The 16,687-nt window shown below is 50.1% G+C and carries 12 protein-coding genes; 3 read left to right on the top strand and 9 right to left on the bottom strand.

What is annotated here, in order from left to right:
- Positions 1-15: 15 nt before the first annotated feature.
- The 3 genes from BUA40_RS01050 to BUA40_RS01040 all read right to left on the bottom strand — a co-directional run bounded on the left by BUA40_RS01050 (position 16) and on the right by BUA40_RS01040 (position 6,688).
- Positions 16-2,547, bottom strand: a complete 2,532-nt coding sequence (locus BUA40_RS01050; RefSeq protein ID WP_072797397.1) for a hypothetical protein — start codon at positions 2,545-2,547, stop codon at positions 16-18.
- 59 nt (positions 2,548-2,606) lie between these two features.
- Entirely contained in the window at positions 2,607-4,172 is a 1,566-nt protein-coding gene (gene leuA2 / locus BUA40_RS01045; RefSeq protein ID WP_072797395.1) for a 2-isopropylmalate synthase LeuA2, read from the bottom strand.
- Positions 4,173-4,543: 371 nt separating this feature from the next.
- Positions 4,544-6,688, bottom strand: coding sequence for a pectate lyase family protein (locus tag BUA40_RS01040; protein ID WP_255369147.1), 2,145 nt, complete (start codon positions 6,686-6,688; stop codon positions 4,544-4,546).
- 208 nt (positions 6,689-6,896) lie between these two features.
- On the opposite strand from BUA40_RS01040, the gene BUA40_RS01035 reads away from it, so the two are divergent.
- A complete protein-coding gene (locus BUA40_RS01035) occupies positions 6,897-8,450 on the top strand; it encodes an NfeD family protein (RefSeq protein WP_072797393.1) in 1,554 nt (517 codons plus the stop codon).
- Positions 8,451-8,452: 2 nt separating this feature from the next.
- Here the strand turns inward: BUA40_RS01035 and BUA40_RS01030 are convergent, their stop codons facing one another.
- Positions 8,453-10,651, bottom strand: coding sequence for an FISUMP domain-containing protein (locus tag BUA40_RS01030; protein WP_072797391.1), 2,199 nt, complete (start codon positions 10,649-10,651; stop codon positions 8,453-8,455).
- Between the two features lie 105 nt (positions 10,652-10,756).
- Between BUA40_RS01030 and floA the strand changes: the two genes are divergently transcribed.
- Positions 10,757-11,728, top strand: coding sequence for a flotillin-like protein FloA (floA, locus tag BUA40_RS01025; protein ID WP_072797389.1), 972 nt, complete (start codon positions 10,757-10,759; stop codon positions 11,726-11,728).
- Positions 11,729-11,733: 5 nt separating this feature from the next.
- Positions 11,734-12,546 carry a hypothetical protein gene (locus tag BUA40_RS01020; RefSeq protein WP_072797387.1) on the top strand — a complete coding sequence of 271 codons (813 nt, stop codon included), beginning with the start codon at positions 11,734-11,736 and terminating at the stop codon, positions 12,544-12,546.
- Here BUA40_RS01020 and BUA40_RS01015 read toward each other — a convergent pair whose 3' ends face one another.
- The 5 genes from BUA40_RS01015 to BUA40_RS00995 all read right to left on the bottom strand — a co-directional run bounded on the left by BUA40_RS01015 (position 12,547) and on the right by BUA40_RS00995 (position 16,555).
- Positions 12,547-13,332: a transporter substrate-binding domain-containing protein gene (locus BUA40_RS01015; RefSeq protein ID WP_072797462.1), complete on the bottom strand. Its 786-nt coding sequence runs from the start codon at positions 13,330-13,332 to the stop codon at positions 12,547-12,549.
- Positions 13,333-13,351: 19 nt separating this feature from the next.
- The gene (locus BUA40_RS01010; protein ID WP_072797385.1) at positions 13,352-14,119 is read right to left on the bottom strand and encodes a transporter substrate-binding domain-containing protein; all 768 of its coding nucleotides are present in this window, start codon (positions 14,117-14,119) and stop codon (positions 13,352-13,354) included.
- A 116-nt stretch (positions 14,120-14,235) separates the two neighbouring features.
- On the bottom strand, positions 14,236-15,030 hold the full coding sequence (locus tag BUA40_RS01005) for an amino acid ABC transporter ATP-binding protein (RefSeq protein WP_072797383.1): 795 nt from the start codon (positions 15,028-15,030) through the stop codon (positions 14,236-14,238).
- An 8-nt stretch (positions 15,031-15,038) separates the two neighbouring features.
- Positions 15,039-15,698, bottom strand: coding sequence for an amino acid ABC transporter permease (locus BUA40_RS01000; protein ID WP_072797377.1), 660 nt, complete (start codon positions 15,696-15,698; stop codon positions 15,039-15,041).
- 65 nt (positions 15,699-15,763) lie between these two features.
- A complete protein-coding gene (locus tag BUA40_RS00995; protein WP_072797375.1) occupies positions 15,764-16,555 on the bottom strand; it encodes an amino acid ABC transporter substrate-binding protein in 792 nt (263 codons plus the stop codon).
- Positions 16,556-16,687 lie beyond the last annotated feature (132 nt).

Below are 16,687 nucleotides of genomic sequence, written 5' to 3'. Positions count from 1 at the left end.
TAGGCATTTATTCGTTTAAGGAACAAAGACCCTGTAACTTGTTCCCATATACCTCAAAATATACATTCCTCGGCGTTCAAGCGCAATAGATAAGTTACTACCCGTTGACATTTCTCGCTTTACCAGATTACCCTGCACATCAAACAGCGTCACAGGCACTCCAGCAGTCAACCCGTAAACATGGATCCAGCCTCTTTCCACCGAGTATTTCAGCGATACGCTTGCCAAAGGCAGCTGAATCGTTTCAGTTTTCGACGAGGAGCTTTTTTCTTCGACAGAGGAACTCGAACTAATCTTTTCAGAAGACGAGCTTGACAAAGGAATCGTATCATATACGGCATAAATTGTCGTATCCGAAAGAACGGCAAACGAATCACAATTTACATTCCAGCCTTTAAAAACATATTCATTTAACGAATCCGTGCAACTGCCGGGATAATAGCGGCCACACAAATGCGCTTCATTTCCATAAATAGAAGTATCCTGCCTACTGTAATCTCGATTAAGGCAAACTGCACTATAGGAAACCTGGTATTTTCTGTAAGTCGAATCGTAAAGAGCCTTATAAACCTGATTGTAATGCACTTCGGTTACAGCAGGGCTCCACCCCTTGAACGTGTAACGACGCATTAATCCAGTAGAATCGCGGAATAATTCCGGTCCAGAATATTGAGGAACCGTTCCATAAGGAATATTTTTTAATTCTTGTAAAACAACACCATTATAATCCAAGAAGGTCACCGTAAAGTCCAGGTTTTCCTTTGCATCAAGAACAGCGTAAATACTGGTATCACTTTTAAATATATGCTGATCAGTAATTTTTGCAAACGAGTTCCCATTACGATAAGCCCAATAAGCAAGTGATTTTCCATTATCGCCTTCAGGAATACGATCATTCCAAATAGCATGCCCCAGATAATTCGTATAAAGCGTATCATAAGCAGCTTCATTCACATAGCGAACAACCCGATATGTAGGTATTTTATCCATATTTGCAATAAGCGGATACCAATCATCGTAGGTCCACACACCATTATTCTTTGCAGACCCCATTTGGGTATTTAAAAGCCAGGCATACTTTGCGGAGCGCATCGTCGAAGTCGGAAACCCCGCATTTTCGTCATCAAACTTAACAGACAGATAAGTCGAATCATAATGGTTCGAGCTGTGTTTTTTTGTTGAATCCACTATATAATACATCGGCTTATATTTGTCGCCTTGAAGAAGATTCGAATTTGCCGCATAGGATCCAATGACAGAGCCAGAATCTAGTCCCACAAGACCTCCGACATAGATATTCCTTGACTTGGTAGTCGATGAAACACCAACACCCACGATCCATACGGCCGCGCCACAATTTTCTATAACCCCCTGCGGGCCTTGCGTCGCAGAAACGCCGCCAGCCGTTCCTTCCGCCGGCAAAATAGACACGCCCATCATCTGATATTCTTGTGCATTTTTATTCACCGTGATGTTCGAATTTTTCGTCTGGAACATTCCACTTTCCGTTATATAGCCATTGTTATACGCAGTAACGCCACCACCATAAGTCGTATAAGACGCAGAGCCCCTTATCGAAGTTGTCATGACAGCCCTTTTGATTGTCCCCAAGTTATATGAGGCAATACCGCCCGCACTACCTTCGTTATTATAGACAATGCCCCTATTTTCAACATTTTCGATAGAACCATAATTATAGCCGCAAATACCGCCAGCAAAGCCTATATTCGGCAAATTCACATATTTGAGATTCACTCCATTCTTGACAGAGCCCCTATTTATACCGACAGCGCCGCCTGCATAGCCAATATTAAAGCTAAGGCTCATTATACCTCTGTTGCGGACATTGAGTTGCGCATCCGATTCAAAGCCGTCAATAACCCCATCATTTATAGCAGCGATATTGCCTGCGATATAGTTGACAATGTAGATATTACCGGTTCTCGCACCAGAAGTAACCTTGGAATCTCCCGCGGCAACAACAGAATCTCCGACAAACGAAACATTCTGCAACAAGCCCTTATTGTAGCCTGCAATTCCTCCCACCGCAGAATACAACTGAGGAGCTACAGCGTCTTCTGCAGAAGTATCCGTAATGGTATCGGAACCCGCGTAAACAGTCTTAATAAAAGACTGTTTCAACGTCAAATTTTTCACAACTCCAGACTCACCCACATAGCGGAAAAAGCCATTCACCAAGGTGTCCAGGTTTCTTTCTTCGTAAACAGAATGCGCTCCAGCAACCGTTTTTCCGTTACCGTCAAAAGTACCCTCAAAGGCAAGCGAGTCCGAAGGACCAATCGGATTCCAATAGTTGGTATCACCCGAAGCCGGATTCCAGAGAACAATGTCATTCTTCAAAACGGCATTAATACCCGTTTTTCCAGAAGCGACTTCTTTCGAAAACCAAGCTAGTTCCTTTGCAGAAGAAATCTCATAATAAGAATCTCCGCTAGATTCGACGAGTTTGGGTTTTACGGCAACATCAACCCAATCAGTAGCAAAGCTAAAGCTTGCGGCAAGCAAAAGAGCTACAATTAAAAGCATGCAACCTCCTAATTTTCATCCCATAAAAAATGCCGGGTAAAAATACCCGGCAAAGAATTTTACACCTTCTTATACAGCAGGTTCACGCCACCGAAGAGAGCGCGCATGTTTGCCTTGAGCGTATCGCTCGACACACCGCGGCCTTCGACTTCAACGTTGTTCGCCTTCAGCACAATGCGGCTGAGGCCTCGGCCCGCCCACATCTTATCCTTTTCGGGCACAACGAGCTGGCGGTACTTCACGAGTTCCACCGGCATGCCGATTTCACGCATGAGCATGAGGGCCGCCTCGATCGGGCCTTCGGCCGTCACGGACTTCACCAAAGATTCGCCATCCTTCTTGAAGTGGAAGATAAAGCGGTTTTCGTCGGGCACGACTTCGATGTTGTTGAAAATCAGGCGGCCGTTTACATTCACGAAATGTTCGCGGAACACATCCAGCACGCGTTCGGCAGACAGTTCGCCTTCCTTTTCGCTGCAAGCCTTCAGAATCGGCTGCAGTTCGGCGGCTTCGGCAAGAGACATCTTGTAGCCGAACTTCGTGATGATTTCATAAACGGCGGTACGGCCACTCTGGCTGGTGAAGCTGAGCGAATCGTTCTGGTGACGACCGATAATCGAGTAGTCGATCGGGCGGTAGGCGCCCTTCTTCATGTCCTTCGTCTTGGAGGCGCCATCCTGATGGATGCCGCTACGGTGCACAATCGCTTCGGCGCCAATCAACGGAGCGCGGCTGTAAATACTGATACCCGACCACTGGGAAATCAGGATGGCCGTTTCGTAAATGCGCTCCATGTGCAGGCCCGTATTCACGCCGGAGTTATGCAGCGCGACTGCGACTTCGTAGAAGTTCGTGTTGCCGCAACGTTCACCGAGACCATTCAGGGCAACTTCCAGCTGGGTCGCACCCACGAAGAAACTTTCGACGGTCGCAGCCGTTGCCATACCCAAGTCGTTGTGGCAGTGGACAGAAATCGTGATATTCTTCGGCAGGGCTTCGTACACCTGCTTGATTTGATTCACGTACAGGAACGGACGATAACGTTCGACCGTATTCGGCAGGTTGATGGTCGTCGCGCCGGCTTCGACCACGGCCTTCAGCACGTCAATCACGAAATCCATGTTTTCGAGGCAGTCGCCAAAATGTTCAGCGCTGAATTCCACATCACCCTTGTCACCCACGAGCGACTTTGCAAACTTCACGCAATGCACCGCCTTTTCCTTCACCTGTTCCGGCGTCATGTGCAGCACATGTTCCATCGAGAGCGGGCTTGTGGCGAGGAAGGTATGGATACGCGGATGCGGAGCGTACTGCACCGCTTCCCAACAGCGCTGGATATCGCTTTCCACACAGCGGGCCAAGCCAGAGACCACGATGCGCTTCGCGACTTCGTCGCCTTCTTCGGCCATTTTCGCAGTGAGCTGCGCGAGTTCCTTACAAGATTCAAAATCCATTTCAGAAGATGCCGGGAAACCGACTTCGGCACCCTGCACGCCCAGCTTGAGCAACTGAAGATAAACATCCTTCTTTTGCGCATTGTTCCAGGGCTTCGGAAGCGCCTGGTTACCGTCGCGCAGTGTTACGTCATAGAAGAAGGGTTGTCTTGCATTCGTATTTTCGCTCATTTTTTCCTTATCTCCTTGCCTGTCCAACAAGGCTCAAGTTCGTTTTTACGTTCAAAAAATAGAAATTTGACCTAAAAAAAGAACCCGCATCCTCATTGGAGCGGGCCTTATGGTTTAAATCCTTGGGTTAAAACTCTAAAATCGTCTTGAACCTATGCTTAAAAACCGGCTTGCGCTCCAGCGCAACGTCCTAGTAGGTTAATAAGTCGTAGATCCAGAATCATGTTCATGTGCAGAAAGGTAATAAAAGTAGGGATTTTTGGCAAGAGTAATTGAAAGCTCCCGGGCGTGCACGCCCGGGAGCTACTCCACACAAAGTTCCAGTTCAGGACCAAACACCTCTGACTTCCTGAACGGAACTATGCTACATTCTATTTCTTTACGATCGTCTGCTGGTAGGCCTTGCCGCCCGCCACCAGGCGCACCAGGTAAACTCCCGGCTTAAGGTTACTCAAGTCTACGCTGGATTGAGATACTGCTTCGGTCGAGAGATTCACGACATTTCCATTGACAGCGAAAATATCCAAACGACGGACATTTTCAGCAAAAATTTCGAGGCGGGCACCGCTTGCAATATAGCGCATCGGAGAAGCAACCTGCATCTTAACGGCAATCGCCTGGGGCGTCGTGTCGGAGCTGCTAGACGATTCTTCGACAGAACTGCTCGAAGCCTCAGAGCTGCTCGACTTTTCAGAGCTAGACGAAACCTCTTCGGAGCTAGAGGACTTGGCTTCGGAACTTGAAGACTTCGCCTCAGAGCTAGAAGACTGTTCAGAAGAGCTCGATTCCACGGAACTGCTGGATGCCGGCGCCACAGAACTGGAGCTTGCATATTCCATGACTTCGCCGTTGCTGCCCTTGTAAGCCATCAGGGCGTCTTTCAGTTTCTGGTTCACTTCATAAGCGGCATCGTCAACCGAGTTGTCAAAGGTCCACTTGAAATCACCACCCTGCACGCGGCCTGCATAGGCACGCACATTCGCCATGGCCTGCGCCGGAGAATCCGCCGTGTAGCTGTACATCACGGAATTGTCGGTATCGAAGTTGTTGTAGGTATTCGCACCGGCATAAGACTTGACCGTATTCGGAACCTTGTCGTTGCGGCTAGAAACCACGTAGGCGTCAAAGTCGGCCTTGGTATCGATGGAGCCAGCAGCCGTTTCAGAGCCCTTGAGCACATACTTGCTTGCACCATACGGAATGAACGTGTAAGAACCTTCCATGTGGTTGTTATAAGCCTTGATCGTACCGCCATCTTCGCTGCTGAATGTCGGATTGTTCTTGGTATCGCGAGTGGTGCCGCCAGCATACACGTCGCTTCCCTGCATAGACGTCATCATCGGGTACTTGCAATTACGGAAGTAGTTCGCTTCCATAAACACGGAAGAGCCCTTCGTAGAACCGGCGCCGTATTTGGCCACGCCATCGTAGTAGTTATTGTACACATGGGCGCTGTAGAAGCGCACGCGCGGGTGGCGGCTATCGGAATGGTCGTACCAGTTGTGGTGATAAGTGATGTAGAGACCGTCAGTCGTACCTTCGGAAAGGCCGAGTAAGTTCGACTTACCGTTATCCCAGAAGTGGTTGTAGCTGAAGGTCACGTAGGTGGACTTTTTGCAGTCCAAGGCACCATCGCCCTTGACCTGGTCCTTATCGCTACCCGCATGGCCGTAGAAGAAGTCGCAGTTGTGCACCCAAATGTACTGGTTATCCTGCTGCAGGCCAATGTTGTCGCCTTCGTCGGAATCGACATTCATAACACCGATGTTGCGGATTTCAACATCGAAAGCGTTCTTGATACGAATGCCCCAGCCGTTTGCCGTAGCGTCGTTACCGATACCTTCGATCGTCATGGCGCCACCTTCCTTTTTGCCCATGTCAATCAAGATGTCGCCCTTGTCGGTCACTTCGGGGTCGGTCACGTTGCCAATCAAGCGAATGGCAAGCGGACGCGTATCGTAGCCCTTCTTGAACGCCGTCAAGATATTCTGGAGGCCCACGCATTCCGTTACAGCACCCTTGCTGCTCGTCACCACATCAAGCTTGATGGTATTCTTGGTCGATTCGGTCACATAGAGAACCACGGCGCCGCTCTTGAGCGTACCATCGGTCTTGTAAGCACCCGGAACATGGCCGTTGCTAAAAGCGAAGCCCGCGCGATCATGGGCCTTAACGGTCAGGGACTTCGAAGTCGTCGAAGCACCTTCTTTGCCGCCCTTGACGGAGGCCACCTTGAGCGTGTAGCTACCGGCCTTGAGACCGACCACGTCGACACGGTACTTGGAGCCGTACTTGCGAACGAGCTGGCCGTCTACCTTGACATTGCTTGCGCCAGCGCCCGAATAGTAAACATTGTAGCTGTCCGAACCGTCAGAAGCCCATTCGGCAAATGCCGATTCGAGCCAGCCTTCGGCAGAGCTGAGCGTCACCTGGGCATAAGCCCCGGCAAATCCGAGCAACGCAACACCAAGCGCCACCCTAGAAACCATTTTGGAACCTGTTGAAACCATATTCATCCATCCCTTTTGAAAATGTTCTCAAATTTCTTCTCAAAATATACACTCAAAACCCAACAAAAGCAATACAAAAATCAATATTTATTTGATATTTTTGAAGATTTTACAATTCACAATGTTCTCAAAATCATTTAAAGCAATTTTAAAAACCCTCAAAATTTCGCAAAAATCCGCACTTTGGGGGCTAAAATCTTCATATATTGAAGGTATGAAGTTGTTTGAGCGTATTTTTTCTACCCTTTTGGTGCTTGCGGCATTCTGTTTCGCCGACACCACATCAATCGCCCCGGTCGATTCCGCCAAAACGGCAACCGATTCGGTCATTACCCAGGAAACTAAAAAGCATGCCGTCTGGATTAAGCTGGAAGGCGACGTAGAACCGTCGATGTACGATTTCTGCGCCCGCGCCATCGATGACGCGCTCCAGGAAAACCCGGACTACATCGTCTTTGAAATCAACACCTTCGGCGGCCGCCTCGATGCAGCCTTCGACCTAGTGGACACCATTATGGCCGTCAAAGGCCCAACCACTATCGCGCTCGTAAAAAAGAAAGCGATCAGTGCGGGCAGTCTTATCGCGCTCGCCTGCCAAAAACTTTACATGCTCGAAGCCACTACGATTGGCGACTGCGCCCCCATCGTACAAGGTGGTGACGGCACTCCGCAAATCGTCGGCGAAAAAATCCAGTCTCCGCTCCGTGCCAAGTTCAGAAACCTTGCCCAGCGTAACGGTTATCCGGAGCTCCTGAGTTCCGCCTTCGTAACGCCGGAACTCGAAGTCCTTGAACTCACCGCCACGCTCGACAAGGGTAAAAAATCTCAGCGCGACACTACGCTCATTATCGAAGGCTCCAAGTACAGCGTCCTCGACAGCGCCGACAAAGCTTTTTGGGGAGCCCCGAAGATTCTCGTGAAAGAAGGCGAACTTCTGACCATGACCGACAAGGAAGCGCAGGAACTCGGATTCTCGCAGGGCACCTTCAAGAGCCGCGACGAATTTGAAACCAAGCTCGCCATCGAAAGCAGGAGCGAAGTCGAAACCACCCTCGGCGAAGACATCGCCTCGGCCATCGCCGCGATTTCCGGCCTCCTCCTGATTCTCGGCTTCGGCGCGCTTTACATCGAATTCAAGACGCCGGGATTCGGCCTGTTCGGTATCATCGGCATCATCCTCATCGGCATCGTGTTCCTCGGACAGTTCGCCCCGCAGCTCGATGGCTATATTCCGGCAATTCTGCTGGTGGCCGGCGTGGTGCTGTTCCTGGTCGAAATCTTCGTGATGCCGGGAACGTTCCTGTTCGGCATCGGCGGTATCGTGTGCATGATTCTCGCACTCGCGCTTTCGTTCGAGCCCTCGGAAATGCCCGAATACGTCCCCGAAACCATTGAGACAACTTTCGACGCCACGCCCTGGCTACTCGGGCTACTCTACATGTTAAGCTGTGCGGCAATCGCGCTCGTATTCCCGATCGCCGCAAGCAAGTACCTGATTCCGCTTTTGCCCGAAGGTTGGACGCCTATGCTCAAGACCGACCTTGAAACCGCAGCCTCGCCCACCGAAGCTGTACAAGAAGTTTCTGTCGGCGACGAAGGCATCGCGAAAACGTTCCTGCGCCCAGTGGGCCAAGCGCTCATCAACGGCAAGCTGTTTGACGTGCAGACCCACGGCGAAATCATCGAAGCAAGCACCCGCATTCAAGTGACCGCCATTCAAGAAGGGCACATCTGGGTAAGCGTTGCCCACAGCGAAATGGAAGGATAAAGTTAATCCTTCACGCAGCGGACTGACACCCCGTATTTTTTCCGGGTTTTCGAAAAACGGACAAATTTGTAAATAGTGAATTCAGCAACCATCGCCGCGTCTTTCTCCGATTCATTTGACAGCCAAATTTGGGCATTATTGCGGGCAGTTCGAACCGATTCAAAGAACCATTCCTTGGTATAATCTTGACGCCAATCTGCAATATTCGAAGGCAAAACCGTAAAACCATAATAATCAAATCCACCTCCGCGGGACACCCAATCCCGGGAAGATTTCAATAAAGGCCCACAATTATTTTGACCATCCTCAACACAGTTCAGTTCCGAGAACAATGCGTTCCATTCGGTCGTATCCGGCAAATGCCAACCTTCCGGACAGACTCCACGAATAGTCCCCTTCGGGTTGCATAATTCACTAAAGCCGCATCCCTTGCCTCCGTCACTAAAGATTCCCGCCGAATCCATCGCCGCAGGCCACGTGTAATAGCGGCCATAAGAAGAATCACAGTTTCCCAAGCTATCGGTGAGGCAAACAGAACCATATATCGATACGGAATCTCCCACCTGGTAGTCGTAATTCAAGTTTTCCGCCATCCAGGTCTTGTCGCCAATTTTTACGGTCTTGTAAACTTGCCCATCACGAGCATCCGTCATCGACCCTTCCTCCACCTCGGAAGGCAAGATTCCCGGAATATACCTGCTCGGATCATCAATATGAGTGTACCCCTTTATGCAACGAATGTACAACTTATCTGCGGCGCCCTGATAAACGGCATCGCTATAGAAACTAAAATACCTTCCGTTTAGATGAGAGCCGACGCTCCAAAAACCAACATGAGTATGATTGTTACTGCCGCTCAAATCGGGAGAAGGCCTCGCAGAAAAACCATACTCATCGGAACCATTGCCGTCGTAAAACCACCCCGTTAGCGATTTTAATTTTTTGCCAGCAACATCTGCACCCCCTACGGCATCAAGCAAGGTATCCCAATCACTGTCACCCGGCAAGCGCCAACCTTCAGGACAAATTCCACGGACCTGTTCATTTGGCTTACACACTAACCCATTACAGTCCAAACCGTCATCACTAAAGACTCCAGCTGAATCCATCGCGGCGCCAAACGGGTACAAGCGCCCATACAAATCACAAGTTTTAAAGCCGTCAGGAAAAACATAATCGTTGCCGTAATAGATGGGACATACACCTTCTTCCTTAAGAAGCGAATCTACCGCATAGATATAGTTCAGGTTCTCCGCCATCCATGTTTGATTACCGATCTTCACGGTCTTGTAAACCTGACCGTCACGTTCATCGGTCATTTCTCCATACTCGACTTTCGGATTGAAAAAATCTTTCTTGTCTGCTTTATCCCATAAAGCGAGATTTTCGGTATTCAGCAAAGATTTCTCGTAAGGACCACTCCCGTCCTTCAGGCATCGCACGGGAACACCCCTAGTAACTTCATTGAAATAGCCCATAAACCAACCCGTAACAGAGGTTTCGTTATTGTAATAATAAGCTCCGGCTCGATAATTAAACGCTATGCAACTCCGTTCACCCGTATTTTCGTTATCATAGTAATCAGAAGTCAAAAAGAAGACCTGGGAACAATTCCGTTTACTCATCGGCATCGCCGAGAAACCAAAAGCATCCACCCCTTGTTTTCCATCAGCCCAGCCGAACCTTGATTTCAGCATCGCAGCATCAACTTTGTCATCTTTACCAACTGATCTGAGGAGTACATTCCACTCAGCAACACTAGGGAGATGCCAACCTTCTGGACACGAACCTGACATTGTATACCACCTGCCATAAATTTTGCAGTTACTTTCCAGGCTATCTGGGCACATGGAACGATCAGCAGCATAATTCAAGTTTTCCGCCATCCAAGTTTGATTGCCGATCTGCACAGTCTTGTAAACTTGGCCGTCGCGTTCATCGGTCATTTCACCATAGTCAATATCAGGGTTCAGGAACTGCGACTTGGAGGTTACCTCGGGGCATTTTACTTCAGCGAACATAGACGAATCAGACGGATCTTTTGAACCATCTTTGTCCTTATCCGAGTCGTTCTCCTTCTGTGGAGCATCATTCGCTGCAACGCTGCTTGAGCCTCCGTCTTCGAGACAGGCGTTCAGGCATAAACAGGCAAAAGCCATGAAAGCACAAAATGCAACTATTCTGAAAAAAAGTCTATACATGACCAGGTTCCTCCCTTGTCCAAATATTCTTATATCAAAGATAAATCTTTTCTTTACTCAAATTATGTATATTACGAAAAGAAAACAAAAAATGGAGAAAATCAAATGGACACTCTTTTAATCGTTGGAATCATCATCGCGGCGATTGCCGTTATCATCTTGCTCGCCTTTATCGGCAAGTTCTTCAGCCTCTGGCTGCAGGCCTTGTTCTCCAAGGCAAACGTGAGCATTTTCCAACTCATCGGTATGCGTCTGCGTAAGGTTCCGCCGCAGGTGATTGTGGAAGCCCGCATTCTTAGCTGCAAGGCAGGTCTCCCGGTCGACACGAACCTGCTTGAAGCCCACTACCTGAGCCGCGGTAACGTGCTCCGCGTGATCCAGGCACTCATTGCCGCAAACAAGGCAAACATCAAGCTGGACTTTAAAGAAGCTGCCGCCATCGACCTTGCCGGCCGTAACGTGCTCGAAGCCGTGCAGATGTCCGTGAACCCGAAGGTGATTGAAACGCCGAAGGTTTCCGCTGTGGCTCTCGACGGTATTCAGCTGCATGCCGTGACCCGCATTACCGTGCGCGCAAGCATCCAAAAGTTGGTGGGTGGCGCAGGCGAAGACACTGTGGTCGCTCGCGTGGGCGAAGGTATCGTTTCTTCTATCGGTTCTGCAAAGAGCCACAAGGACGTGCTGGAAAATCCGAACATGATTTCCAAGAAGGTGCTCGCCTCTGGCCTTGACGCCGGAACCGCATTCGAAATTCTTTCGATCGATATCGCCGACGTGGACGTGGGCCAGAACATTGGCGCTATCCTCGAAACCGACCGTGCCGAAGCCGACAAGAAGATTGCCCAGGCAAAGGCAGAAGAACGCCGCGCCATGGCATACGCCGCCGAACAGGAAATGAAGGCGAAGGTCATGGAAATGAAGGCCAAGCTCGTCGAAGCCGAAGCCCAGATTCCGATGGCGATGGCATCTGCCCTTCGCGACGGCAAGCTCGGCGTAATGGACTATTACAACCTCAAGAATATCGAAGCCGATACTCAAATGAGAAAAGAAATCGGAGCTGCCCCGGAGACTAAGTAGTAACCATGGAAGGACTACTCATTCTCATAGGGATATGGGTTCTCGATATCGTCATTAAAAAGGTTGCGGCAAACCGAAGGGAACAACAGCAGCGTGAACAACAGCTGCCGCCGCAATACCAGCCTGATGATGACGAATTGGACGAATCCGAAGAACAGGCGCAAGGGTACAACCCTCCGCGCTCGTTGCAGGATTTAATCCGCCAGTTCGAAAACGCCCAGCAACAGGCGGCACAAGGGAACATCGAGCCCGCAACACCACCTGTCAAAAAACGCAGGATAATCCAAAGCAAAGAGGCCGTTTCGCTTCGTTACATCGCCGAAGTCGTCATCCAGGTGGACTTTATCAACTTGGAATTTCTGATGGAAGAATTCGATGTTGACGAAAACAGGGCCGCCGAAATGCTGATGGAGTTGCAAGCCCACCGCATCGTGGGCCGCGACATGGGCGAAGGCGACTGCGACGTACTCGTGCACGACATGGAAGAACTCGACAACTTGCTGCTCCACGAAAAGCGAGCCGAGCAAGAAAGGGAATCCGCCGCTCGCGAGCATCACGAAGCCGAAATGGACGAGTTGCGCCGCAAGGAACTGGAGCGCCAGCGTGAGCTGAACGCTCTCGAAGATCGCGCCAGGGCCGCACGCGAATCCGCCGCAGCATTCATGGGAAATGATGTCGTGAGCGGAACCGAACAGGCACCGCGCCGCGCACCCCTTGTTTCGACTAAAAACCTTACCGACGTGCGTAAGGGATTCATCTGGGCTAAAGTCCTGGACGAGCCCCGCTTCAAGCGCCGCTGGAGCGCTCAGTACCGGTAACTACTTACCGAACCACTTGACCGTAACATCAACGAATTTGCCGTCTTTCTTCATCGAAGCAAGGACGGCATTTATTGTATCGCGGAGAGCCTTGTCAGCTTTGCGGAATCCGACCGCATAAAACTCATTGAACACGCCATCTTCCAAAATGGCATATTTTTTATTGTTCAAGACATTCCAGTACTTGGCAGCGACTTCATCCATAAACACGGCATCGACAGAATCTTGCACCATGGCGTCCAGCGCAAGGTTCATAGTTTCAAACTGCACGATTTCCTTGACATCCTTTTTAATTTCAGACTGTTCAATCATTGACCAAGCAGTCGATGCATGCTGAACACCAATCTTTTTGCCTTTCAAGGAATCCAGGCTATTATAGGACTTATTCTTTACCGTGAAAACGAGTCTGTTGGTAAGGTACGGATCACTCAAGTTCATTGCCGCTGCACGAGCACTATCAACGCTCATGCCATTCCAGATGCAGTCTATATTTCCATTGTACAATTCCTTTTCCTTGTCGGCCCAAGAAATCAAGTGCAATTTAAGTTTCACTCCCAAGCGGGAGCAAACTTCACGCGCCAGGTCCACGTCGAAACCCACGACGTTGCCGTCCTTATCGGTAAAGACCATGGGAGGGAAATCACCCATGTGCCCCATGACCAAAATACCAGAAGCCTTTACCCTATCGAATGAATAATCCGAATGCAGGGATTGTTTTTTCTCATTGCAGCCAGAAAGCGCAACAGCGCAGGCAATGGCAGATATAACCGTGAAAAACTTGTTCATGACGTTTTCCTTTTCAAACTTATTTGCCAAACCATTTCATTGAAATTTTCACAAAACGACCATCGACCTTCATCGCCTTCATCATATCATTTACGGCATCGCGGAGAGCAAGGTCGTTCTTGCGGAAACCGATAGCAAGTTTTTCTTTAATATGAGGATCCGCCCACAAGAAGTATTCTTTCTTGGATTTAAAAATCAAATACTCTGCGATGACTTTATCCATGTACACAACATCGACATCGCCGCTGTCCAATGCCGCAAGCGCCTTGAGGTTGTCTTCAAAAGCAACGATTTCCTTAGCGGACATCCCTATCTCGGATGTGACCAGATGGTCTTGCGAAGTGGAGCCCTTCTGCAAGGCAATTCTCCTATTTTTAAGGGAATCCATATTCGCAAGCGAAGAATCCTTCACCAAAAAGTACATGCCATTATTAAAGTACGGATCGCTCAAACTCATGGTCAAAGCGCGGGAGCTATCGACACTCATGCCATTCCAGATGCAGTCAATTGCACCCGAATTCAGTTCATGTTCCTTGTTTTCCCAAGTAATCGGAACCGTCTTGAGTTTGATGCCCAGACGGGCGCAAACTTCTACGGCAAGATCTATATCAAAGCCAACGATGTCACCGTCCTGGTCATAAAAGCCCATAGGCGGATAATATGCATCGAGGCCAATGACTAATTCGCCCTTTTCAATGACCTTCTTGTAGGAATCATCTTTTTTTTCACAACCGATGAATACCACAGCAAAGGTGATAAAGGCTATAAACGCAAAAATCTTTTTCACTTTACAATCCTTCTTCGCCCTAAAAAATAAGAAAAAAAAAGCGGCAGTAGCAAGCTAACTGCTAAAAAATGTAAAAAGGGCCGCATCGCTGCGGTCCCTTTTTATGTTACAAGAAATCAATTTTTAGAAAATCTTGACAGGAACTGCGCGAGGCGTTCGTTACCCGATTCGCGGAACACGTGGTCGGGGGATCCCTGCTCCACGATGACACCGCCGTCCATAAAGATGACCTTATCCGCCACATCACGGGCAAAAGCCATTTCATGCGTCACGATAACCATCGTCATCTTGTCTTCGGCAAGCTTCTTGATAATCTTGAGCACTTCGCCAGTGAGTTCCGGGTCCAGCGCAGAGGTCGGCTCGTCGAAGAAAAGAATCTTCGGGTTCATCGCGAGTGCGCGGGCAATGGACACGCGCTGCTGCTGGCCACCGCTGAGTTCGCAGGGGTAAGCCTTTTCCTTACCCTCGAGGCCCATGCGTCTAAGCAAGAATCGCCCCATGGCGCGGGCTTCTTTGCGTTCGTCCCCAAGCACGCGCACCGGAGCGAGGCAAAGGTTCTGGAGCACCGTCAGGTGCGGGAACAGGTTGAAATTCTGGAACACGAGCCCCGTAGAAAGTCGAATATCGCGGAGCGTTTTCGCCGGCGCATACTTGACCGCCGGGCCCTTCGCCGAAGCATTAGGCACCACCATGTCCTTGCCATCGACCTGCACCAGGCCACCGTCAACCGTTTCGAGCTGGGTAAGGCAGCGCAACAGCGTACTCTTGCCGGAACCGCTGGGCCCGATAATCGAGAGCACCTCACCCGCCTTCAGGTCAAAAGAGATATCCTTGAGCACATGCAAGTCGCCAAAGGACTTCTTGACATGTTCAACTTTCAGGATCGGCGCAGATTCATTCACATTTTCCATTCCACGCCTCACTTATAGTAATTGAGCTTGCGTTCCACGTAGGCAAAAAGCACGCTCAGCAAAAGGTTCGCCACATAGTAGAATACGCCCGCCACGAACAGCGGGTAAATGCTCGCGTAGGCGGCCTGCTGTTTCTTGGCCAACGCAAAAAGTTCCGTCACCGCAATCACCTGCGCAAGGGAGGTGTCCTTCACCAGCGTAATGACTTCGTTCGCGCTCGCGGGCACTACGCGCTTCGCCACCTGCGGGAGGATGATGCGGAAGAACGTCTGCGTGCGGGTCATGCCCAGCATGTAGGCCGCCTCGTACTGCCCCTTGGGTATGGACTGGATACCGCCGCGGAAAATTTCGGCAAAGTAAGCCGCATAGTTTATCGAGAACGCCACGATTACCGCCGGGAAGCGGTCAAACGAAAAATCCACGCCCGCATATTCGCTCAGGTAGTAGGAGCCAAAATAAATCGCCACAATCTGGAGCAGCAACGGGGTGCCGCGCATCACCGAGATGTAGAACGATACCGGGTAGCGCACCACACGCCACTTGCTCATCTTGAGGACAGCGATAAGCAGGCCCAGCGGAATCGAAAACAGGAGCGTAAGCCCGAAAATGGCGAGCGTCGTGCAGAAGCCGCCCCAGAGAATCGGGAGTAAATTGCTCAGGTCAGACATATTAACTCAGAGGCGCACAGCGCCGAACTCATACCACAAAGCTCCCGCAGGGAGCGACCTCACACCTATTTGCCGAACCACTTGGCAGAGATTTCGTCGAACTTGCCGTCGGCCTTCATGGCAGCCAAGGTGGAATTCACAGCATCACGCAGGGCCTGGTCCTTCTTGCGGAAACCCACGGCATAGACTTCGTCGGAGAGACCTTCCTCAAGCACCGCGTAGTCCTTCGCATTCGTCACAATCCAATACTTGGCCACAATTTCGTCCAGGAACACGGCATCCACGCCGCCCTTGTCCAAATCCATGAGCGCCGTCTGGTTGTCGTCAAACGGGACGATTTCCTTGGCGGCCTTGCCCGCTTCGGAGGCATCCAGGAGCTTCTGGGCGGTAGAGCCGTTCTGCACGGCAATCTTCTTGCCGGCGAGGGCAGCGAGATTTGCAAGAGCCTTGTCCTTCACCGTGAAAATCATGCGGTTCTTGAGATACGGGTCGCTCAGGTTCATGGCCTTTGCGCGAGCGCTGTCCACGCTCATGCCGTTCCAGATGCAGTCAATCTTGCCGGTGTTCAGTTCCTGTTCCTTAGCATCCCAGGAAATCGGCTGCGTTTTGAGCTTCACGCCCAGGCGCGCACAAACTTCGGTAGCGAGGTCGATATCAAAGCCCACGATGTTGTTGTCCTTGTCGCGGAAACCCATCGGCGGAAAAGAATCGTCGAGACCGAGCACGAACTCGCCCGCCGCCTTCACCTTGTTCAGGGATTCATCGGCCTGAGCCTTGGATTCCGCCTTCTGGTCATTACAGGCAGAAAGAACCGCGGCACACGCAACCGCCGCAAACATCGCAAAAATCTTTTTCATTGAAACTCCTTTTTTTACCAAATATAAAAAACTCATGACGATCTAAAATTAAACCGTCATGAGCGAGGTGTTTAGAAATAAAAAATCCCCTAACCATTTTAAAGATAAACAACGACGGTATTACTTGTCTAT

Origin of the sequence: Fibrobacter sp. UWT2, from assembly GCF_900142545.1 — a bacterium.
Taxonomy (GTDB): domain Bacteria; phylum Fibrobacterota; class Fibrobacteria; order Fibrobacterales; family Fibrobacteraceae; genus Fibrobacter.
The sequence above is the reverse complement of the archived record's forward strand: the minus strand, read 5'-3'. Positions and strand labels throughout refer to the sequence as shown.